Below are 22799 nucleotides of genomic sequence, written 5' to 3'. Positions count from 1 at the left end.
GTAAACTGCGACTGAATACTGATAACAAAACTATCCAAATAAATTTCCGCCTGCTTGTCTTGCTTTCAAATGGGCTTGTGCTAAACGGGATCTCTTCCCTTCTGGACTCAAATCCAAATGAGAACCGCCATCTTCCATACTGAAATCAAAACCAAGTTCTTTGGTTACTTTTTTAAGGTCATTGATGTGCATATTTGTAGCATACTCTTCTCCTGTATGTTTGCAAACTGCCATTCCCTGTTTCATTCCCTCCTTTTTATAAATATGAGCACCAATCTGGGCAGGACGCTGAATGATGTGAAAGAATTTCCCGAACGGAATCCAAATCAAAAACATAATAACAGTCACCGCATGAATTACCGCCAAGAAATCAAAAGCGAACCCTTTCATGAACTGATACGAATAGGTTAATCCTAATCCTGTAACTGATATTGCAATCAACAAAATAAGCGGCAATAAATCCCCTTCAAATGTTTGCGTAGCGATTAATCCCGGATTCGTCAAACGTCTTCTCAGGTAATACAAAGAACCCAAAATCACTAAGTAAGAAGACCAGTTTAACGCATGAAAAGTTAGAAAAGCCATAATGGAATCCAGTTTAAACTCCATCACTTTAAAACCAAAAAAATGAGCTTCATATAGCGATATGCTATTCGGAGCCATCGTGAAATGAATCCATCCAAAGGTCAAAGGAATTGTAATTAAAAATGCCGAAGTACAACCTATAGCAATCATAAAATGCGCCATCCATCGGTATTTACCCCTTGGATAAATAAATTTTTGAAAGGCAATATTTTCGATGGTTTCTTTGGAAGCAAACCAAAAATGCGAAAACACTTTTCCGGTAACCAAGTACGTTATCCCTCTCTTAAAATAAATCCATGTTGGAGGTCTTTGCAACCAAACAGAATACCGATAAACGATGCCAAAAAAAGCAAAAACGGTCCCGAATAAATAGGTGATTAATGCAGCGTCAAAATTCTGTAAATTTCTAGAACCAAAGAATACCAGTACTATAGAAAATATTGACATTCCAGTGGCTATAAGTAAAGCTTTGGTATTAAAAGTTCTATTTTTCATTTCGTTAAAATTTAATAAGTATGTATTTAAAACGTTTCTTTAGGAAACCTACAAGATAAAATACCCTTGTAATCTTATGATTGAATTCCCCTTTTTTGAAACGAAAATGAACTAATAGACTAACTTGGTTTTTCACATCCCTTACGATTGTAAAACCACCAATTAATTGTTGTTGCTAATGTAGTGAAAAGAATCAACCCAATGAAGAATTGATTTGCTCCTCCGTTAGCAGTGATGTTATTTCCAATTAATTTCGAAAAAATAAACGGTCCGAATGCGGCAATGGCTGCTGTCCAACCAATAACCCCCGCCGCCTGACGTTGATTTTCGGCAAAAATGATAGGATATTGTCTAAAAGTACCTGCATTTCCAATCCCTGCAAATAAAAACATGGCCAATATTACCCCAACAAACATCGGGAACTGCTCCATACTCGTTGGTGCAACCAATCCTTGGGTAACTAATAAAATAGCACCGGTTAGAATTCCCAAACCGGTAACTGTTGTCAATATCGCCCCACCTACTTTATCGGCAACAAAACCAAAAACAATTCTGCTGGCAGAACCTATAAGTGGTCCGTAAAAAGCATAAACTAAAGGATCCGGGGCATCTGGAAAATCACCATATAAAAATTTAATCATCAAAGGAAAAGCAGCAGACAAACCAGCAAAGGTTCCAAAAGTCATTACATAAGTAATCGTACAATACCAAGTATGCTTATTGCTAAAAATATCCAATTGTTCTTTTATAGACGCTTTCATCGGAATACTTCTTAAGTAAAACCAACTGATAATTGACAATATCAAAAGAAAAGGGATGTACCAAAAAGCAGCCGATTGGATGTACACTTCCTTGTTTTTTACCGCAGCATTTTCTGGGCTAATTTTGTTTAATATTTTCTCGGCCAACTTTGGATTGGCATTAGCAATCGCTTTTGATTTTGCTTTTAATGGCAAGGAGGCAAAAATGACAGCATTATCTGTAGAATGAGTAGCCGCTGTAACCGAATCTAATATTGGTTTCTTAACATTAGATAAAATTTTAGTTTGCACTTCGGTGTCTAAGGCCGCGAAAACTTCTTTTTGTTTTTCAATACTTGAACTTTTAAAAACAGTTAATGTTTCTTTTGCATCTATACTTGTAAATACCGATGCTGCACCGTAAATACTAACACTAAGGATAAGTGGAGTAATAAACTGCGCCAACGAAACTCCAAAATTTCCAATACCCGCCTGTATTCCTAGAGCAGTTCCTTTTAATCTTTTAGGAAAAAACAAACTCGTACTTGGCATATAGGAAGAGAAATCACCTCCACCAAAACCACAAGTAAAAGCCAATACAGCGAAGATCCAGAATGGTGTATTGACATCCATTACCGCAAATCCAATTCCAATTACCGGAATTAATTTAATAAAAGTGGCCAAAGCGACTACATGTCGCGTTCCGAAAATAGGCAATATAAACGTATGAATAATTCTTAAAATACCCGCAGCCAAACCCGGTATGGCAACCAGCCAAAAAAGTTGATCTTTTGAAAATGGGAAACCAAGCCCCGGTAATTTAACCGCTATTACACTCATCATAAACCAAGAGGCAAATGACAGAATCAGTGACAAAGTTGTAATTGTCAACGTTTTCCAAGCGATTTTACTCCCCGTTTCATTCCAGAATTTTTCATCTTCCGGTTCCCATTTGTCTAGCCAAGTTTTCATAATAGATTGGATTTATTAATTGTATTGTTATTTTTTATTGTAATTCTTTTTTTGACTATTGTTAATGATTTATATGTTCGATTCCTCTTGTGAAATTAGGCATTTTAGTTCTCATGATATTGATAATTGTTCTGTGCATCCACAACAAACAAACAATAGAAATGATAAAGATGAAAATCCAGGAACTGGTCCACAATCCGGTAAAATTAAGGAGATATCCAAAAATTATTGGCCCGATAAAACCGCCCAGCCCTCCTATTAATCCGACCATACCACCCACAACTCCTACTTCATTAGGGAAATATTCGGGGATGTGTTTGAAAACCGCCGCTTTACCAATTCCCCAAGATATTCCTATAAGAATAACCAGTATGAGATAGACCCACATATTGGCACTAAATTTAATTTGGGTAATTCCTTTAGCCAAAAGCTCTTTCTTTTTTACCTCTTGATTTTGTTTAACTACAATTTCCTGCCAAGAAGTTTTTACGGGTAAAATAGCCTCTTCGCTCTCAACTGCAACGGTTTTTGAATTTACTTTGTGTGCTTTCTCATTTATGATAATTTCAGAAGGAGTCACTGCTGTAATAACTCCGCTCTCGGTGGCCAAAACGCCCGGTCCTGCTGTGGTGATTTCCATTTTGGGAAACATCAATAAGAAACTGATTACAATAGACGAACCCAAAACCCAGTACATCACTTTTCTGGCCCCAAACTTATCAGATAAATATCCCCCAAAAGCCCTGATGATACCTGATGGCAAACTAAACATTGTGGCAAACATTCCTCCCATTACAAGTGACGTTTGATATACATTCATAAAATTAGGCAATAACCATTGTGAATAGGCTACAAAACAACCAAACACTAAAAAGTAGTAGGCTCCAAAACGCCAAACCCTAGCTGATTTCAATGGGGTTAATAGTGTTTTAATGTTTTTAGAATCGCCTGACGGTTTTTTATTTTTGGCGAATATGATAAAGAGGATACCAATACCAACTAATACAGAAGCATAAGTTATAGGCAACATTTTCCAACCATTTATGGGATCGTTCTCAGAAAATCTATTTAACAAGGTAGGTGCCATAAAAGTAGTGATGGCCGCACCGGCATTTCCCATTCCGAAAACACCCAAGGCTCTTCCCTGCCAATTTTGTGGATACCAAACCGAAGTGTATCCGATACCAACGGCAAAACTGGTCCCTACCAATCCGAAAAGAAAGCTTAATATGGCAAAACTCCAAAACGTATCGGCAAAAGGAAGCAAAAACATCGGGATAGCACAGAGAAACAGCAAGATGGAGAATATAATTTTACCTCCGTATTTATCGGTCAAAATCCCAATTGGGAGACGAAATATGGATCCAGATAAGATTGGGATTCCCAGCAACCAACCCACTTCCACCACGCTCCAATTGAATATGCCTTTGTCAACCAAAAAAGTGACCAAAACACCATTTAACGTCCAACAGGCAAAACAGATGGAAAATGCTAATGTGTTCAGAAATAAAATTTTGTGGGATTGCGATAAACTACTCATAAAATATCCATTTGATAATGATGTAAAATTAATCTGTTAACGCAACCAAAAATATGATATTTGTCAGTCAGCCCATAAAAAGGACTATTTAGCGATATTATATTTTAAATTTTAACCCGAATTTACACATAAATAATTAATAACAAACTAATTACGCACATATGATTGCAGTCATAAAAAAGTATTTCGGAAGAAAGAGCATTGTTGGTTTAAAAAAAATATTTTGTTGATTTTAAATAATAGAGTAGTAAGTGGAAGCTACTCTTGAAAAAAGGAAACGGATTAAGAAATAGAATTCAAAATAAGAAATCATTATGAAAAAAAAAAATTACTTTATGAACTTAACAAAAACTCTTGTGCTCTTTGCGGAAAAAAAAATCATCCCCCAATCTTGATCATGCTCCTGTTTTGCGAGAACAATTTGGGGTTTTGAAATTTGGCGTCATCATCCATCCCGCCTCTCATTGCAAATTTTGATTTTATGTTTTGGTAAATCAGCGGTTCTATGTCTCCCCCAGCTCTTAAAGTGTCGAGCAGGGAAGTTTCCGTATTCGAGAAAAGACAGTTTTTCAGTTTACCATCAGCCGTGAGGCGAATGCGGTTACACGTGCTGCAAAAAGGATTCGTAACGGAACTAATCACCGAGAAACTTCCTTTATAGGATGCTATTTTATGGTTCTTGGCAGTGTCGTTTGGCTTGTCGATCATTCGTTCTACTTTTTCAGCAGAATAGTTGTAATTGACTTGGGTGAGGATTTCGGCATAAGACACCAGTTTGTCTTTGTTCCATTGGTTGCCGTCAAAAGGCATGAATTCTATAAAACGTATCTGGATGTTGCGTTCTTTGGTCAATTCTATAAAGTCAACTATTTCATTGTCATTGAACCCTTTTATCACCACCACATTCAGTTTCAGCTGAAAGCCATTGGCATCAAGCAACTCCAGATTTTTCCAAAATTTATCGAAATAATTTCTTCGCGTAATTTGGTTGAACTTCTCTTCCTTTAGGCTGTCAATACTGACATTCAGTGTGGTCACTCCTGCTTCTTTAAAGGTATCTATAAAATCATGCACCAGGATTCCGTTAGTCGTTAAGGTGAGCTCCACTCCCAGTTTTCCTAATCTTTGAATAATGGCTGCGGCGTCTTTCCTAACTAAAGGCTCACCACCGGTAAGTCTAATTTTATTTACTCCCAAATTGACAAAAGTTTGTGCAATAGTAATAATTTCATCTGCAGTCATCAGATGCGCTTTTGGCGTAAGCGCAATCCCCTCGGCTGGCATGCAATAGGTACATCTCAAATTACAATTCTCTGTAATCGAAATGCGCGCATAACTGTGTCCGCGTCCATGAGAATCCTGCATTTGAATGTTATTTTCCATGGTTGAATCCATTTAGCAGTTTAAATAAATGCAATACCGAAGGAAAAACGGCATCCATAGATTCGCCCGCACCCGCAGTAGAACCGGGCAAGGCCATGATCAATGTATTTCCTTTGAAACCCACCACGCTTCTGGATAACATCGCATAAGGCGTACGATCCTGACCGTAGGAACGAATCGCTTCTTCGATACCCGGAATGCGACAATCGAGCAACGGAATCACGGCTTCGGGCGTTACGTCTCTATTTGACAATCCGGTACCGCCAGTTATAATGATTAAATCCGTTTTTTGAGCACATAATGTATTGATGGTGTTCTGAATGTCCAAAACCTCATCCGGAATAATAATATAATTGGAAACTTCTAATCCTAAGTTTTTGATTTTATCCGAAATTACTTTTCCCGCTTTATCTTCTTTCTTTCCGCTGGAAACACTGTCCGAACACACCATGACTGCAACTGAAAGGTTTTGAACTTGTTTGTTACCATAATCGGATTTCCCGCCTTTTTTGTGCAGTAATTTTATGGTCGAAATTTCCACCTTCTTGTCAATAGGTTTGAGCATGTCGTACATCGTCAATGCCACGATGGACGCGCCATGCATGGCTTCGACCTCAACACCTGTTCTGTAAATCGCTTTCACAGTCACTTCTATTCGAACCTCATCTTCCAAGCATTCAAACTGGATTCCGGTAAATTCTATCGGCATAGGATGGCAATCCGGTATAGCATTGGAGGTGTTTTTTACCGCAAACAAACCCGCCGTTCTGGATACTTCCAACACATCTCCTTTTGGGACGGTTTTATCCAAAATGGCTTGCATGGTTTCCGGCGAACCTAGTTTCACAATGGCTTGGGCGGTTGCCGTGCGCTGGGTGATTATTTTATGGGTGATATCTACCATTTTATGTGTTTTTTTTCCAAGTATAAGATGCGTCTTCAAATAACTCTTTGCCAAAAACGGCTGTTTTTTCTTTTATTTCTTCGGCCAAAAATCCCAAGGCTTCATAGACCACTTTCCGTCTTGGTGCCGATACAAAAACAAACAGACAGATTTCACCTGTTTTTACCGTTCCCAGACTGTGGTAAATGTGCAAACACGAAAGCTCATATTTGGCGAAAGCCGCTTCGCGAATTTCATGAAAAGTTTGCTCCGCCATTTCTTCATAAGCCGTATATTCAATAGCTGCAACCGTTTTTCCGTCAATCACATCGGCGCGAACTTGTCCTAAAAAAATATTATGTGCGCCAATAGTCGTTTTACTTTGGTGCTTGGCAATCGAATTCCCTATAAATTCCGCCGATATAGGGCCTAGAATAAAGGATGTTTTTTTAGGTTTTGTTGTTGACATTAATAGATCATTTTAATTTTACATTGTAATTATTCATTTTTTATTTCTTGCCATTGACTATTGCTTTTTATAAGGATTGAATTCCATTTTCAAGATGTGAAAGCTTTGTAAATCCTTCTTTTTTCAAATAGGCTAAAGCCAATTGACTGCGTTGTCCGCTTTGGCAAAACAGCACGATGGATTCATCCTTATCAAGTTGACCGCAATAGTTTTCCAATGCGGCAAGAGGTACGTTGACAACGTTCGCTCCCTTCCATTCCGGTTCTTCGTAGGCTTCCCTAATGTCAATAATCAAACAATTGTCCTGACGGCATTTTTCTAAAAAAGCTTCTCGATCTAAAGCCTGTTTTAATTCAGCATTTTCTTGGTTTAAAATTTTTAATCCGTTGATACGTCCTTTTTCTATTGCTGCTGGATTCTTGGCAAAATCGACTAGCTGTGTTTGATAGTGCAATCCATCATAGATTAACAATTTCCCCGACAGCACGGATCCAATTTCAAGGATAATTTTGAGCACTTCGGTAGCCTGAAATGCCCCCAACGTATTGGGTAATACTCCTAAAACTCCTGAGGCAACACAATTGGGAACGGTTATTAAACTTTCGATTTCGGGGAAAAGACACCGGTAACTCGGACCATTTTTATAATTGAATACGGAAACCTGCCCTTCAAATTTATAAATCGAAGCGTAGACCACCGGAATATTTTTGGTCACCGCCACATCATTGATCAGATAGCGAACCCCGATCGAATCGGTACAATCAACAATGATTTGGTAATTCCCCACGATATCGAAGGCATTTTGTTTATTTAAAAACTCTGGAAACACAGTAACTTTCACGTCTGGGTTTAATAACAAAACGGCTTCTGCAGCTGTTGCTGCTTTACCCTTTCCGATATCTTTTAGGGAGTACAGCAACTGACGGTGCAAATTTGTTTCCTCCACCACATCACCATCCACAATTCCGAGACTTCCCACACCAGCAGCAGCCAGGCTTTGCAGCACTGGGCACCCCAAACCACCTGCACCAATTATCAAAACGTGAGCACCTTGTAATTTTTGCTGTCCTAAAAGTCCAATTTCCGGAAGAACTATTTGTCTGGAATAGCGTGTTGTATTTTTCATTTTCTATGTTTTATCCTCCTGCAAAAGGAGGCAAAAAAGCTATTACATCCTGATCTTTTACAGTTACGTCCATCCCCGCCATCGTCTGATTTACAGCTATGGAATAACTGTTTTTTTGCAATTCCTGATAAACGGATTCCATTTTTGATTTCAAAGAATTTACCGTCAGATTGGATTCATCCAACACCAACTGCTCTTCTTTCTTCTTGGTTATATCAACCAATACTCCAAAATATTTAACGTTTAGAATCATAATTGTATTTTTTGATACTCTTTAGGAGTATTTATATTTTGTACCTGATCACTCCATTTTTCAGGAATCAGTAGTGTTTGATGTGTTATTTCATTAATTACCTGACGCAACCTTAGCTGATTTTTTTTTAAATTTTCTTCAAAAATAGTTCCTAAGGATTGGTCATAAATTGCAATAAGCGGATAGGCTTTGTCTTCCAGTTGCACTTGGGTCATTCCATAAGAATCATCCCGATTTTCAAATATCCAAAGCAATAGATCCGTTGAAATTAAGGGCGCATCCACGCTTAGTATAAAATTCAGCTTTGTATCAGTCTGTTGCAAAGCGGTATGAATTCCGCCAACTGGTCCTTTCTCTGGAACGATGTCTTCTATGCGGGTATATCCTAAAAAATCATAATCAGCATTCGAGGAAACAATCACAATATTCTCACCCACAATAGGTTTTACAGCTTCACAAATATGACTTACAAATGTTTTTCCGTTCAAAAGCAACAAGCCTTTATCGGTTCCCATACGTTGACTTTTCCCTCCAGCCAGAATGAATGCTGTAATTTTGTCTTTCATTGGTGTCTCTTTTTCCTCCCCCCGCCCCCTCCGAAGGAGGGGGAGATGAAAAGGAAATCTAATATTTGGTAAGTTATTTAGTTTCTTGTCTACTGACACATTTCTATTCTCTTTATTCTTTTTTCTATTCTTTTTTCTTAATTATATTTTATTACTTCTATTTTCTTCCCTCTTTAAGCTGTCGCATATAATTTATAAATTGCTATTCCAAGGACAAGCGCGAGTACATTTTTTAAAATAACAGAATTAAATTTCTTGCTTCCGTAATAAGCGCCAAAAAATCCACCTACAAAAACAATTCCTATTAACGGAAACGATGATTCAGGCAAAACGCCTCCCTTTAACAGGAAACCCGAAATTCCCGAAATGGAATTCACTAATATAAATAAAGCCGAAACGGCAGCTGTTTGTTTCATGGTTCCCCAGCCCAAAAGGATAATTACAGGACTCAAAATTATTCCGCCTCCAATTCCTATCAAACCAGACAAAAAACCTATTATTGCTCCTACAATTAAGGCGGCATATAAATTTAATGGCTTCATCTCCTTTTTTTCTTTACCCAAAAATCCTACTAATCTTAGTACTGCAAAAAACAACACTGTCGCTAGAATTACTTTATAATAAAACGTAGGAACGGTAAGATATCCTCCTAAAAATGAGAACGGAATAGATGTAATGGCAAAAGGATAAAACAGATTCCATCTGAATTTTTTCTCTCGGTAATAAAAATAAAAGGAAATTCCCGAAACCAAAATATTAAGCACTAAAGCAGTTGGTTTCATAAACGTTACAGGGAAAGCGAATGCGCTCATCAAGGCCAAATAACCACTCGCTCCACCATGACCAACACTAGCGTACAAAAAAGCTACTATTGGCAATAACAGCAACAACAAAGGCATGTCTAATAAATCAGTCACCGTCATAATGAATGTTTTTTGAGTTGTTCGTCCAGAAATTCCCAGCAGGCCACATTGATGGCTTCAAAAGAGTCTATAAGTGATTTCCCATAAGGAGTAAGTACTGTACCGCCGCCTTTGTTTCCGCCTACCTGCGTTTCTATTAATGGACTCTTGGCCGCTTTATTGGAGGTATCCATTAGCTTCCACGCTTTTTGATAGGATAAATTCATGACTTTGGCAGCCTTATTCAGGGAGCCCGTTTCTTCAATTAGTTTTAACAATTGAACCCGACCTTCACTGATAAGAATCCTATCGTTAGTTTCAATCCAAATTTTGCTCTTTATTTTCAAAACGAAATTTCTTTGCGTTATACTTTTACAAATATAACGAAAAGAACCATAGCTTAAATATGATAAATGTCAACTTTTGCACCTTTTTCTAATTCGTATTCACCCTCGGAAAGATACAAAAGACCATTCGCTACCGAAAAAGTATTGAGCATAGAGGAATTTTGATGCGATAAAACACTTGCTTCATCGTTAACAATACTTACTTTCAGAAATTGACTGCGGGTATTACGCACAGAATAATCATGAGCCAACGAAATGGTTTTTGACGGATTGTAGTGGGTTGTTTTTCCGGAAAGTATCGATATCGTTGGCAATACATACACATAAAAGCAGGTCAAACAAGCGGCAGGATTTCCGGGCAAGGCAAAAATTATTTTATCCTGCAATTTACCGGCAAAAAGCGGTTTACCAGGCTTTTGGTTTACTTTATAAAAAAGCGTTTCGACCATAAGCTCCTTTAAAGCACGGGCCACAAAATCATAATCGCCAACGGATATACCACCAGAAACCAACACTACATCATTAGCAGATAAAGCATCGCGTAGTTTGTTTTTGGTGTTTTCAAAATCATCGTTAACTTCATATAATGCAATCACATCAAAATTGGCGTCGCTTAAAGCTGATTGAAGCATGATAGCATTACTTTCATATACTTTTCCGTATTCTAAGGTGTTGCCGGGTTTTACCAATTCATTTCCTGTAATAACAATTCCAATAGTTGGGTTTTTATAAACCATTACCGAAGTGAAACCAAGACCTGCCAAAAAACCAATGGCGGCAGCATTGAGCACCGTTCCTTTTCCTAATGCCAAATCCCCTTCCGAAATTTGCTCTCCGATAGGTCTTACATTAACTCCTGATTTTGTTTGTTCTTGAAGAAGTACTATTCCTTCTTTGACTGAAGTTTTCTCAAATTGGATTACCGTCTGAGTCGAATCCGGAACGGCAGCTCCCGTGAATATCTTTATCGCCTGACCCGGAAGCAATGTCATTTGGTGTGTGTCTCCCGCCTTTATCTCCCCGATAATATCATATTCCAAAGTATCGTGCAAACAAAGCGCAAAACCATCCATAGCTGATTGCCTGAATGGTGGCATATAAATGGGAGAATAAAGTGCCTGCGACAAGACGTGATTTCGAGCCTGAAGTAATGTATATTCTACTTCTTTAGATTCTGGTAAACTATTTTTTAATATCGAAAAAGCGTCCTGAACTGAAACCATATTTGTTTTTTATTTAAATTCAAAAATACGATTCAAAAATGATTTTCCATCTTGTATTACCCATATTATTTTAGAGTTTACCTCATTTTTATAAAACAAAGAAAGGCTGTGCTAACCAGCACAGCCTTTCTCAAAACTATAATCTAAATCCAAACCCAACTGGTAAACAACACAGAATTTGATTAGCTAACAACTAAATCCAATTTATTTTAAACTAAATATTCTAGGGCTAAAAGAAATCATAACCCAAACCCAATTATTGGTATTTGAAGCTTCTGCTACATTTTTAACTCTTTCTAAAGTTGCAGAACCAAACATTTGGGAATATCCCGCCGAAGCCACAATATCTTTTTGAAGAGTATAGCCGGCAGTAAAATCAAGTTCTGTTCCCAGATAACTATCCATTTTTTTATTGGTGGCGTCTAAAACAGTATTCGGCGCATTAAAAACATGTGGCATCAACGTAAATTGCCATTTATTAGACGTATAATTTAACTTTAAATAGGCATCTTGCAATCCCACACTATTTTGATGATTTCCAACATAAAAATAATCCATAAAACCATTAAATCCGTGGTTTGTTCCAAAAATAGGATTGAATGATTTTATTTTTACACTAGAATCATCTTGGTCTTTACCGGAAAGATATTCATATCCTACAGTAGCTTTAAATGTATTTGTTAAGGCATATCCCAGATTTGCACCAGCATACCAAGCGCTCACACTTTTATCATTACTTTTTCCCGTTTGTCCGTACAAGCCTAGATTTGTATCCCATTTTTTATCTTTAAATGTGAGATATGTTCCAAAAGTTTGTTTGTAATCTACTTCTAAATTACCAATTGATTTTTCAAACTCATAACCGGTATTCAAAAGCAGCAAACTCATGTTCAATTTACTAAATTGAGTGTGATACCAGGCATATTGCAAGGATTTGTAGCTAGTTGCATACGCAGTTTTAGGCTCTAGTAAATTTTCTTTATCTGCATTTAATGCAAATCCTAAATCCAGTTGATGGTTATTAGGATGAAACGTAATTACTGCAGCATCATGACTCTGTCCTTGTTGCGCCCAATCAATTTCACCAAAAATACGCTGATTGTCATACGAAATCACTTGGCGGCCTAAGCGCGCACTCCATTTGGCATCAAAATCATATTGTGCCCAAGCCTCGAATAAAGCGATTCCGTTTTTGTCGGCTTGTGCGGTAGTAGCGACATCTCCCCAAGTACGGACGTTTTGTAACGTTAATTTTGCTTTTAATTTGTCTTGTTTGTAATTAAAATTTAAACGGGAACGTTGCGAAATAAATGAGGCTGCATCTTCCCCTTTTGGCATCAGGCTTTTAAATCCATTTCGGTATTCGTAACGCGGTCTGATTTGGAGATTTGCATCTAATTCTTGGGCATAGGTTCCCATGCTTACCATTGTCAACAATGATAAACTAATTGTTTTAAGTAATTTCATGTTTAATTTAATTTTTGAGCTTCTTCAGTAATTTTTTTTATAGTTTCGTCAGAGCTTATGCCCAAACCTTCTTGTTGGTAAGCTAATTCCCCTTCGGAATTAAATACGCTTATTATATTAGAATGTGAGAATTCCAAAGGCGCTATTTTTTTGTAATTCACAGCCAAAACTGCTGCAAATTCTCGTGTATTTTCTTCTGTTGAGCGCAAGAAAACCCATTGTTCACTATCCATTTTATTTTCGATCGCAAACGATTTTAATCGTTTTGGGGTATCAACAACAGGATTGATACTCACTAAAACTAATTTTACATTGTTCTTGATATTCTCTGGCAAATGCTCTTCGATATTACGCATATCAGCCACTAAACGAGGACAAGCAGATTTACATGAGGTATAAATCATAACCATCACAAGAACTTTTCCTTTCAATTCTTTCATTTCTATATTCTCCCCATTTTGATTAGTCCATTTTGAAGGAAGGTTATATATCGACAAATCAGATATTGGCTTATTAACGGTATTTGGTGTGTGTTTCTTTGAATTACAACTCTGTAAGGATAAAAGGATTACGAGTAATCCCAAAACTATTTTTTTCATTTGTGTTATTTTGTATTGATTCTCAGTGTCTATTTTAAATCTTTTGCACATCGAAAACCAAGGTTCCTTGTAGTGTATTTTACTTTTAAACTGGCTCTAAAACCATAACGCATAAAAGCGGCATAATTCATTAAGTCAGTAGCATTTATAGAACCGCTTCCGCAAAAAAGGTTCTTGTCCGTATCTTTATCTTTTCTGGATTCTCCAGATAGAAAAATACTGTTGAAGTCTGAAGTCCATTCCCAAACTAATCCATGCATGTCATAAACACCCCAATAATTTTTGAAGGTGCCGCCTACGGGATTGGCATAGGTTTTTGGTTTTTCATACCAAGCTAAGATGTAATGATTAAAAGATTCTTTTGTTCTGGCGTCGATTCGTTTCTCATCGGCCATAGCCACATATTCCCATTCATCCATAGTAGGGAGTCTTTTCCCTTGGCACTCACAATATTTTTTTGCTACAAACCACGAAACATTTGTCGCAGGTGCATTACTTAAATTGTTCTTTCCATAATTGAAATCACTTTCCCAATGTGCCAAATAACTTTTTTCTGCAAAAAGGCCTTTAATTTTGGAGCGACTGTATTCTGGATTTTTTTTTAAAAAAGCAACAAATTGAGCATTCGTAACCGGATAAACATCCAGATTAAAACCTTGCACTTCTACTGTTCTTTTATCAGTAGTTCCATAAAGGGGAACATAAGCCCCCCTTTTGATTGAAACCATTTTAGCATCTTGAGCTAGCATAGATGTTGCTATTAACAAAGAAAATAGTAACAAAATTATTTTCGTTTTTGGTATTGCAAACATCGTATTTAGTTTTAAATTATTATTTTCTTTGTGCTTTTACCATAGCAGTTGTTACTACCGTTTTATTATTTCCCCAACTAGCATAAACATAGGTTAGTGCATCTGCTATTTGTGCGTCACTAAGGGCTTGAGCAGGCATAGCCCCATTGAATTTTTTACCATTTACGGTAATTGCACCTGACAATCCTTTTACAACTCCTTTAATAGCGCGGTTGACATCTTTATTCAAGTAGTCTGATTTAGCTAATGGAGGAAAAGCCCCCGGTATTCCTAAACCGGTAGCTTGATGACAGGCAACACAGGTTTGATTGTAGACACTTTTTCCTTTATCAGCAACTGAAGAGACTTCTTTTTTAGATTCTTTTTTTGTGATATATCCGTCATTTTTATCTTTAGACAGGGTGTTAAAACCTTGTAACACTAATGCAATTATTGCAATTGCTAAAACATACTTTTTCATAATCGTAATTTTTAATTTGTTAATTTAAATTTAAAACAGGAGCGGTTTATTCCTTTTAATCTAAATAGCTCCCGATTTTTATTTTAATGACTTCCTCCAGATTGTGGTGTTGAATTTGCTCTTTGGGCTTTAACCATGGCAGATGTAACTCGTGTTTTATTATTTCCCCAGCTATCATACACGTAAGTCAATGTATTAGCGATTTCTTCATCAGTAAGGTTTTGACTGGTCATCACGTTATTGAATTTTTTCCCATTTACTTTTACTTCCCCACTTAATCCATGAAGAACGGCATCAATGGCTCTTTTAGGATCTGCATTTAAGTAATCTGATTTGGCAAGAGGAGGAAACACGCTTGGTATTCCTTGTCCTTCAGATTGGTGACAGGCAAAACAAGTCCCTCCAAAAAGTTCTTTCCCCGCTTTAAGCTGTTGTGGTAATGTTTTGGCAACCAAATTTTTCGCTTCATTTTTAACTTTTGGCATGTTTTGAATAGTTCCGCCTTCGGCTAAATAAATTCCCTCTTGAGTGGTTCCAGAATAGATTTGTTTATCTGCGGGACCTTCTACTTTCAACATTCCTATGGCACCTTTGTTAAATGCTCTAAAAATCGAGTGATCCACTATAATAAAGGTTCCGGGAACATCTACTTTAAATTCAACAATCGCTGAACCTCCTGCAGGAATTAAAGTGGTTTGAACATTTTTATTAATCATATCACCTCCTTCAATATGCACTTTGTCAAAAATCTCGCCTATCACATGGAAAGAAGATACCAAATTAGGACCACCATTACCCATATAGATACGAACTGTTTCTCCAACTTTTGCCGTAAGGGAATTATCTCCGGTAATACTTCCTACTTTTCCGTTAAAAACGACATAATCAGCGTCTTCTTTTACGGCTTTATCCATGTCAAAAGGTTGAAGACCTTGTTCGCCGTATTTTCCTTTGGTATAAAAATCTCCTTGCATAACATAATATTCTCTGTCCACAGGTGGTAATCCTCCTTCTGGTTCAACTAATATCAACCCATACATCCCGTTAGCAATGTGCATTCCTACAGGTGCGGTCGCACAATGGTATACATACAATCCTGGATTTAATGTTTTAAAATTGAACACTTTTTCATGTCCTGGGGCAACCAATGAAGACGTGGCTCCTCCACCTGGTCCTGTTACTGCGTGTAAATCAATGTTGTGAGGCAATTTATTATCAGGATGGTTTTTTAAGTGAAATTCCACTTCATCCCCTACTCGAGTTCTGATGAAACTTCCAGGAACTGACCCTCCAAATGTCCAATAAGTGTATTTCACACCATCGACCATTTCACCTTCAATTTCTTTGATTTCCATGTTGACAATAAGTTTCGTAGCTGCACGATTTCCTATTGGTTTTGGAACTAATGGAGGAGCTGTAAGTTCAGCGATTGTTTCTCCTTCAACAGATATTTTTGAATAGTCTGTTGGTGAATTGTCTCTGAAAGAGAATAATCCTGCTGTAATAGCAGTCGTTGCCAACACACAAGCAGCGATTTTAAATTTAGTTTTCATAATTAAAAAGGTGTTAAAATTGTCCTAATTTACACTACAAAAATAAAAGACAATTTTATCCTTTATTATGATATTTATCATGTATATAAAAAAATTTAGATCTTATTTTAATGAAATAAGCACTAAAACAATCACACCTAAAACAAAAATCAAACTCCCCTTCCAAAAAGAATTTGCTTTTTTTAATTCCATGAATTGAAAAGAAACCAAGAAAAATTTAAGCATTGATAAACCCATAATTAAAGCAACAACAAGACCTGAAACTGCAACTAAATTCGAAATCAAAGCGGTACTTGTAGTCAATAAAATCAAGAACCCGTAGGTAAAAAGCAGTGTTTTTTTCATTTTCAAAAAATTAAGTATAGAACAGGAAACAAAAGCAGCCAAATCAAATCGCACATATGCCAGAAAGCCGCGCAAGCCTCGATGTCTTCAACTCCTGTATCCGATTTTTTTTTCATCATTCCATAGTTGGTCCAGATTAAAATGACCAAACCCATGATTACATGAACAAGATGAAAAGCGGTTAACAACCAATAAAAAGTAAAGAACACATTGGTTTCCGGTGTAATGCCCGCTTCTATTTTATGGTAATACTCAACGCTTTTTAGTATTAAAAATAACAGCCCGCCAAGCATCGTTAATTTAAAATATAAAGAGGATTTTTTTAAGTTATTCTCTTTAAATTCATGTACAGCATTCGCCATAAAAAAACCACTTGTCAGCAGAAAAACAGTGTTTATAGCACCAAATGTACTGTTGAGTTGCATTCTTGAATGGTGAAATAATTCTGGTTGTTCACTTGCGTAAAAAGCAAATACCACAATCGCCATCCCGAAAGTAATGAGCTCCAGAAATATAATAATCCACATCAGTATTCCTCCTGGAGGATAATAAATGCTTTTATAATTAATTTTAAGTGTATCCATTTTTGTCTGTTTTTAAGATAAATCTACTCCCAGTACAATAATCGTTTTTCGCCTTCTATTTTCTTGATATCGGTAATATCCTGCGACATTTCAATGACACCTTTGTAGTTCTTATCAGCATCCCGAACTGCGAAATAGCGGATGTAAATCAGGCGTTCTTTGTAATTAATCCAAAACGAAGATTCATTTTGAGTTCCTTTTCTAAATTCATCCAAGATTTTAAGCACAGTCCCAACACTTTTAGGAGGATGACAAAACTTGACTTCGCGACCAATAATCCCAGCACTTCTGGGAAATACGCGTTCTTCACCACGATTATAGAAAATCACCTTGTCATTTTCATCGACATAAGTAAGATCCAGCGGCATGGTTTTAAAAAGTAAATTTACTTGCACCACCGTCATATATCCCTCATCATAATGAGACGTATTTTCGAGTGAAAAAGACATTTCTCTTTTGGTAAAATCTTCACTTGGGTGAATGTATTCTTGTTTTGGATAAGGAGCAGGAGCTTCTGGTAGCATCCAACCTATTTCTTCTTCGCCTTTGCGCATTTCAATCCAGTCAGCTTCGGTAAGGAGGTCTAAAGCATTTGGAAACAAAACCGTTTCTTCCATCTGCATCAATCTGTAAATTCCATTGACCAGAAAAGGCGTATTGATATTAATTTTCTCTGGATTATTCATTTTAAGATAGTACTGAATTAAACGGAATTGCTCTCTCAAATTATCATGAAAGGACCACATTCCCTGAGAAGGACCGTTCCATCCTTTCTTTTCCAAAAACGGAAAAAGCTGATTTTCTTTACGAGCAAATCGTTTTTCGATGGTATGAAGCTGGTTGAATATATTAGTATATTTTTGAAAATTATCCTTGGGATTTGCTGCTGACAATTCTTCTAAAAGTGTATGAATAATGTCATTTTCCTGAAAGTAAATCTGAACCGGATGTCCTTGAGGGAGTGTGGTGGTGTTAGAAATTTCGCTCATTTTCATTTAATTTTTAAGGTTGATATTGAACCATTAAGAAAATTTGGTTTTAGGGTAAAACTTGTAAACCATTTTTTTATGAATAATTAGAAAAAGATTAAACATATAAGAAATGTGAGATCATATAAGTTGGTAAGCAAACTATTGAAAATCTTGTTTAAATGCCCTTATATTTCTTATATGGTTAAAAAAATTTATTTCTAAATGAGACTTAATTCCTTAATAGATTAATTTTATTTTTGATGTTTAATTTTTTCGTACAATTGCACCAAGGATTGTAATAATTCGACTGGTGTGGTTAAAATTTGATAGTGATTTTGCCCAAACATTTGTGGTAGATAATATTTTGCTTGAGCTTCAATAGCCAAAGCATAGGAATTAATATTCCTGTTGTTGAGTTCCCGAATTGCTTGTTTCACATCATTGACGCCGTACTTTCCTTCGTATTTATCGTAATCATTGGGTTTTCCGTCAGAAATCAGGATGACCCATTTATTTTTAGTATTTCTTTTATCAAGTCTTGCGCCTGCATGACGTAGAGCAGCTCCAATTCTGGTATAACCATTGGGTTCTATCGCTCCAATTTTATGTTTGGCGATATTCCAGTTTTCATCAAAATCCTTTACCGTTAAATAGGTCGAAAAATTTCGAGTTTTGGAGTAAAAACTGTCAATGGAAAAATCGATATTGAATTCGTTTAAGATTTCTCCAAAAAGAATAGAAACCTCTTTCTCCACATCAATCACACGATTTCCTGCGGCATATCCATCACTGGAAAGACTAATATCCAAGAGGATTAAAATCGATAAATCCTTCTCTTTTTTCCGATTCGAAATGTATATATTTTCCGATGGTGTCCGTTTTGAGTGAACATCAATATACAAATCCGTAATGGCGTCAATATCAAATTCGTCTCCTTGCGTCTGGCGTTTTTGCTGTTGCATTCTGTTATTGACATTGGTCAGCATTTTTCGCAAACCCAATAAAGTGGAAGCATTTTTTGTAATGGTCTTTTTATAGTAACTAGGGTCCGTTTTCTGTTGCGATTTCGGATACACTTTACAGAAATTCTCTTTGTAAATACGCTTGCTAAAATCCCATTCGTTATAAGTAAGATGGAATCCTTTGGCATCAATTTCGGCACTTTCCGAGATGGATGTATTCTCAATAAAATCCGATTGATAAACGGAATGTACCGTATCATCTACCCGAACCGTGTATTTCATATTCAAATCTTCCAATGCTTCCTGATGCTCTTCTAACTCGTCAGAACCGTCAAAATCACGCCAGGTTCCATTGAATTCTTCGGCAGTTTCCACTTTTTCAAAATTATGAAGCAAGACATAATCTTCCTGTTGTTTTTTATCGACCTCAACAGTAATTACTTCTTCTACCGCTTTTGATTTTAAAGTTGTTAAAGCCTGATTTTCATTCGCTTTTTTAGTTTTATCAGAGAAATTTTCGAGAATAGTATTGCTGTTTTTTTCGATTTCATTTTGCATCCATTTGCCATACAGCCAAGAAAAATCAGGAGTATTTTTTCCATTTTCCTTTTGAATGAAATGCTGTTTTGTTTTGGTATGAAATTTTTTATCGATAGAAAATTCTTCAAACAAAATGGCCAGAATACCTTCTGATGTTTCAAATGCTTTTAGTTGTGAAAGTTCCAAAGGTTGGTCTTTATCTTCCAAAGTCCAATTCAAATTCAACCGCTGCTGTACGCTCAGGTACAAAATCCTAAAAAGATAAAAAGTAAGGTTCTCTTTTTTCGTTGACAGTTTGGAAAAAGAAATGGGGAGGAAAAAATTATTGTTTTTATATCCTCCTTCTCTTTCGGCAGGGAAAATTTCAATTGGTTTCCCCGTCAAAGCACGAGCCAAAATAGTCAATCGAGGTTTTATATTATTTAAATATATCGTTCTGTTAAGAATTTCAACATCAATTTTTTTAGACTTTTTAAAATGTCTGACAAACTTTCCATATATGTATTCATCTATTTCGAAACCCATTTTTTCAGTGTTCAGTGATCAGTTTTTTAGTGATCAGTTACCATTAGTGGTCCATAATTCAGTGTTCAGTAATCAGTATCAAGAACAGTCAGTACTTAGTGTCAGTTATTTTTAATGGTCAGTTTGTTATAGTCTCTTCATTTTTCCGGAAGTCTCATTTAGAGCCTCCAGATTCAATTTTGAAGAAAATATGGTACTAAAAACAAAACACTTTTTTAGTAACAACACAACTGAACACTAAAAACTGAATACTGAACACTTTTTTTCTATATCATCAAATCACACAAATCCTTCAATGCTTCCACCGTTTGCAAATCATCGGTTAGCGGTTCTACAATAGCCACATGAACCGACAATCGTTTTGGAAGACCCGAATGAATAATTTTGGCAGCATCCACCAGAAGTCGGGTGGAAACGGTTTCTGTCAACCCCAATTCGGTTAGGTTTCTGATTTTGTTCCCAATGGCTACCAGTTTTTTGGCAACATCAGGATCAACATTCGTTTCTTTTACCAAAATTTCAATTTCAATTTTCGTTTCCGGATATTCAAAAGAAACGGCAATAAATCGCTGACGAGTCGATGGTTTTAGTTCTTTAAAACCTCTTTGATAACCGGGATTAAAGGAAGCGACCAACATAAAATCGTCATGCGCTTTTACGGTTTCGCCTAATTTGTCAATGAATAATTCCCTTCTATGATCCGTCAAGGAATGAATGGCTACAATAACATCCGGTCGTGCCTCGGCGATTTCATCCAAATAAATAATGGCTCCTTCTTTTACGGCAGTGGTTAATGGACCATCGAGCCACACCGTTTCGGCACCTTTGATGATAAATCGGCCAATTAAATCCGTAGAAGAAGTTTCTTCGTGACAGCTAATTGTGATAATTTTTTTATCCAATTGATGCGCCATGAATTCTACAAAACGGGATTTTCCTGTTCCGGTTGGTCCTTTCAATAAAAAAGGAATTTTGTTTTTATAGGCGTGGTTAAAGACTTCAATCTCTTTACCAACGGCATGGTAATAGGGCGTATTTTCTAACATATTTTTTAATTTTAGAAAAAAACCAGAACACATTAACTATTATTTTCGAAACTACAATTCTGAAAAAAATTTGGTTAATTTGTTCTGGTTTTAAAAAAAAATGAACTATTAAACTATTCTATTTCTAAAGCTTCATCAGTAGGTCTGCCATATTTGATAAAATCAAAAATAAATAAACCAATTCCTGTGGTAAACATGGTGGCACAAATAAGAAGCACTACAAAATGGATGCTGATTTCATGTTGAACGACCATGAAATCCATTTTCATTTTTCGCTCCATATACACTTGAGCAACTCCGGCAACACCAAAGGCTACTGTCATTCCCAAGATTCCAATATTGGACAGCCAGAAAGCCATCATACCCTGAGCACTTTCGTAACGTTTACGTCCCGTTAAATTGGGTAAAGCATAACTAATCATTGCTAGAACAATCATCGCATAAGCGCCCCAGAATGCATAATGAGCGTGCATTGCTGTCACCAAAGTCCCATGTGTATACAAGTTTGTTTGTGGCAATGTATGCGCAAAACCGAGTAATCCGGCACCTACAAAAGAAACGATAGCTGAACCGATTGTCCAGAATAAAGCAATTTTGTTGGGATGACTTTTTTCCCCTTTTCTGTACATGTTCACGGCAAATAATGCCATCGCTAAGAAAGCCAACGGTTCTAATGCAGAGAAAATACCACCAACGATTAACCAAATTTTATTTACACCTATGTAGTAGTAATGATGTCCCGTTCCCAAAACTCCGGAAAGAAAAGTAAGCCCAACAATTACGTACAACCATTTTTCGATAACCTCTCTATCCACTCCGGTTAACTTAATCAGTAAGAACGAAAGTATACCTCCCATAATTAATTCCCAAACACCTTCTACCCACAAGTGAACAACCCACCAACGGAAAAAGGAATCCATTACCTGGCTGTCAAACCAAATCATTCCGGGTATATAAAGCAGGGCCGCAAAAAATAATCCCATTGTTAGTACTAAAGCTGTCGTAGTTTGTCGTTTTCCTTTGAAAAGTGTACCCAAAATTATGAATAAGAACAACAGCACATTTACAACTACTAAATAGTCTAATTCTCTTGGTATTTCTAAAAATTTTCTACCTTCCCAATGGTTAAAGTGAAAGCCTACAATGGCAACAACACCCACAATGGCTAATGATATGAGTTGTACATAAGCCCATTTCACGCTTATTAATTCGCGCTGCGCTTCTTCGGGAATAATGTAATAAGCGGCACCCATAAAACCGGTTAGCAACCATACCACTAACAAATTGGTATGGACCGCTCGTGCCACGTTAAAAGGAATAATTTCATGTAATCCTTGAATTCCTATTCGGTCAAAGCCCATGATAAAACCATAGATAATTTGCAGGGAGAACAAAAGCATGCATAGTGCAAAAAACCAATAGGCTACTTTTTGTGATTTATATTTCATTTT

General features: G+C 36.6%; 22 protein-coding genes and 1 pseudogene. All 23 read right to left on the bottom strand.

The window, feature by feature from the left end; genetic code table 11:
- Positions 1-30: 30 nt before the first annotated feature.
- Positions 31-1080, bottom strand: a complete 1050-nt coding sequence (locus ACFX5F_RS02990) for an MFS transporter (RefSeq protein WP_379849757.1) — start codon at positions 1078-1080, stop codon at positions 31-33.
- 119 nt (positions 1081-1199) lie between these two features.
- On the bottom strand, positions 1200-2792 hold the full coding sequence (locus ACFX5F_RS02985; protein WP_379849755.1) for a magnesium transporter MgtE N-terminal domain-containing protein: 1593 nt from the start codon (positions 2790-2792) through the stop codon (positions 1200-1202).
- A gap of 61 nt (positions 2793-2853) precedes the next feature.
- Positions 2854-4332 (bottom strand): MFS transporter, encoded by a 1479-nt coding sequence (locus ACFX5F_RS02980; RefSeq protein WP_379849753.1) that lies wholly within the window; start codon positions 4330-4332, stop codon positions 2854-2856.
- 378 nt (positions 4333-4710) lie between these two features.
- Entirely contained in the window at positions 4711-5715 is a 1005-nt protein-coding gene (gene moaA / locus ACFX5F_RS02975) for a GTP 3',8-cyclase MoaA (RefSeq protein ID WP_379849751.1), read from the bottom strand.
- Positions 5705-6619 carry a bifunctional molybdenum cofactor biosynthesis protein MoaC/MoaB gene (moaCB, locus tag ACFX5F_RS02970; protein ID WP_379849749.1) on the bottom strand — a complete coding sequence of 305 codons (915 nt, stop codon included), beginning with the start codon at positions 6617-6619 and terminating at the stop codon, positions 5705-5707. The genes moaA and moaCB overlap by 11 nt, the downstream gene beginning before the upstream one ends.
- Before the next feature lies 1 nt (position 6620).
- Positions 6621-7067, bottom strand: coding sequence for a molybdenum cofactor biosynthesis protein MoaE (locus tag ACFX5F_RS02965; protein WP_379849747.1), 447 nt, complete (start codon positions 7065-7067; stop codon positions 6621-6623).
- 67 nt (positions 7068-7134) lie between these two features.
- On the bottom strand, positions 7135-8193 hold the full coding sequence (locus ACFX5F_RS02960; RefSeq protein ID WP_379849745.1) for a ThiF family adenylyltransferase: 1059 nt from the start codon (positions 8191-8193) through the stop codon (positions 7135-7137).
- A gap of 10 nt (positions 8194-8203) precedes the next feature.
- Positions 8204-8446 (bottom strand): MoaD/ThiS family protein, encoded by a 243-nt coding sequence (locus tag ACFX5F_RS02955; RefSeq protein WP_379849743.1) that lies wholly within the window; start codon positions 8444-8446, stop codon positions 8204-8206.
- Positions 8443-9012 (bottom strand): molybdenum cofactor guanylyltransferase, encoded by a 570-nt coding sequence (gene mobA, locus ACFX5F_RS02950; protein WP_379849741.1) that lies wholly within the window; start codon positions 9010-9012, stop codon positions 8443-8445. The genes ACFX5F_RS02955 and mobA overlap by 4 nt, the downstream gene beginning before the upstream one ends.
- A 173-nt stretch (positions 9013-9185) precedes the next feature.
- Complete coding sequence (locus tag ACFX5F_RS02945; RefSeq protein WP_379849739.1) at positions 9186-9935, bottom strand: sulfite exporter TauE/SafE family protein; 750 nt, start codon at positions 9933-9935, stop codon at positions 9186-9188.
- Entirely contained in the window at positions 9932-10261 is a 330-nt protein-coding gene (locus tag ACFX5F_RS02940; protein WP_379849737.1) for a winged helix-turn-helix domain-containing protein, read from the bottom strand. Before ACFX5F_RS02940 ends, ACFX5F_RS02945 begins: the two co-directional genes overlap by 4 nt.
- A 53-nt stretch (positions 10262-10314) precedes the next feature.
- Entirely contained in the window at positions 10315-11484 is a 1170-nt protein-coding gene (locus ACFX5F_RS02935; protein ID WP_379849735.1) for a molybdopterin molybdotransferase MoeA, read from the bottom strand.
- Between the two features lie 204 nt (positions 11485-11688).
- The gene (locus ACFX5F_RS02930; RefSeq protein ID WP_379849733.1) at positions 11689-12951 is read right to left on the bottom strand and encodes an alginate export family protein; all 1263 of its coding nucleotides are present in this window, start codon (positions 12949-12951) and stop codon (positions 11689-11691) included.
- Positions 12952-12953: 2 nt separating this feature from the next.
- Entirely contained in the window at positions 12954-13550 is a 597-nt protein-coding gene (locus tag ACFX5F_RS02925) for an SCO family protein (protein ID WP_379849731.1), read from the bottom strand.
- Between the two features lie 29 nt (positions 13551-13579).
- Positions 13580-14362 (bottom strand): formylglycine-generating enzyme family protein, encoded by a 783-nt coding sequence (locus tag ACFX5F_RS02920; protein ID WP_379849729.1) that lies wholly within the window; start codon positions 14360-14362, stop codon positions 13580-13582.
- Between the two features lie 19 nt (positions 14363-14381).
- Positions 14382-14723 (bottom strand): annotated as a pseudogene (locus tag ACFX5F_RS02915) (c-type cytochrome); the annotation flags it as partial.
- Positions 14724-14905: 182 nt separating this feature from the next.
- On the bottom strand, positions 14906-16375 hold the full coding sequence (gene nirK / locus ACFX5F_RS02910) for a copper-containing nitrite reductase (protein WP_379849727.1): 1470 nt from the start codon (positions 16373-16375) through the stop codon (positions 14906-14908).
- Positions 16376-16477: 102 nt separating this feature from the next.
- Positions 16478-16720: a cytochrome C oxidase subunit IV family protein gene (locus tag ACFX5F_RS02905; protein WP_379849725.1), complete on the bottom strand. Its 243-nt coding sequence runs from the start codon at positions 16718-16720 to the stop codon at positions 16478-16480.
- A gap of 2 nt (positions 16721-16722) precedes the next feature.
- The gene (locus ACFX5F_RS02900) at positions 16723-17304 is read right to left on the bottom strand and encodes a cytochrome c oxidase subunit 3 (RefSeq protein WP_379849723.1); all 582 of its coding nucleotides are present in this window, start codon (positions 17302-17304) and stop codon (positions 16723-16725) included.
- 23 nt (positions 17305-17327) lie between these two features.
- The gene (locus ACFX5F_RS02895) at positions 17328-18293 is read right to left on the bottom strand and encodes a DUF438 domain-containing protein (RefSeq protein ID WP_379849721.1); all 966 of its coding nucleotides are present in this window, start codon (positions 18291-18293) and stop codon (positions 17328-17330) included.
- Positions 18294-18526: 233 nt separating this feature from the next.
- The gene (locus ACFX5F_RS02890) at positions 18527-20302 is read right to left on the bottom strand and encodes a nitric oxide reductase activation protein NorD (protein ID WP_379849719.1); all 1776 of its coding nucleotides are present in this window, start codon (positions 20300-20302) and stop codon (positions 18527-18529) included.
- Between the two features lie 266 nt (positions 20303-20568).
- Entirely contained in the window at positions 20569-21348 is a 780-nt protein-coding gene (locus ACFX5F_RS02885) for a CbbQ/NirQ/NorQ/GpvN family protein (RefSeq protein ID WP_379849717.1), read from the bottom strand.
- A gap of 113 nt (positions 21349-21461) precedes the next feature.
- Positions 21462-22796 (bottom strand): cbb3-type cytochrome c oxidase subunit I, encoded by a 1335-nt coding sequence (locus tag ACFX5F_RS02880; RefSeq protein WP_379849716.1) that lies wholly within the window; start codon positions 22794-22796, stop codon positions 21462-21464.
- Between the last annotated feature and the right edge of the window lie 3 nt (positions 22797-22799).

The sequence above is a fragment of the Flavobacterium zhoui genome (assembly GCF_042787235.1).
Taxonomy (GTDB): domain Bacteria; phylum Bacteroidota; class Bacteroidia; order Flavobacteriales; family Flavobacteriaceae; genus Flavobacterium; species Flavobacterium zhoui.
This window is presented reverse-complemented; position numbering and strand designations above follow the sequence as displayed.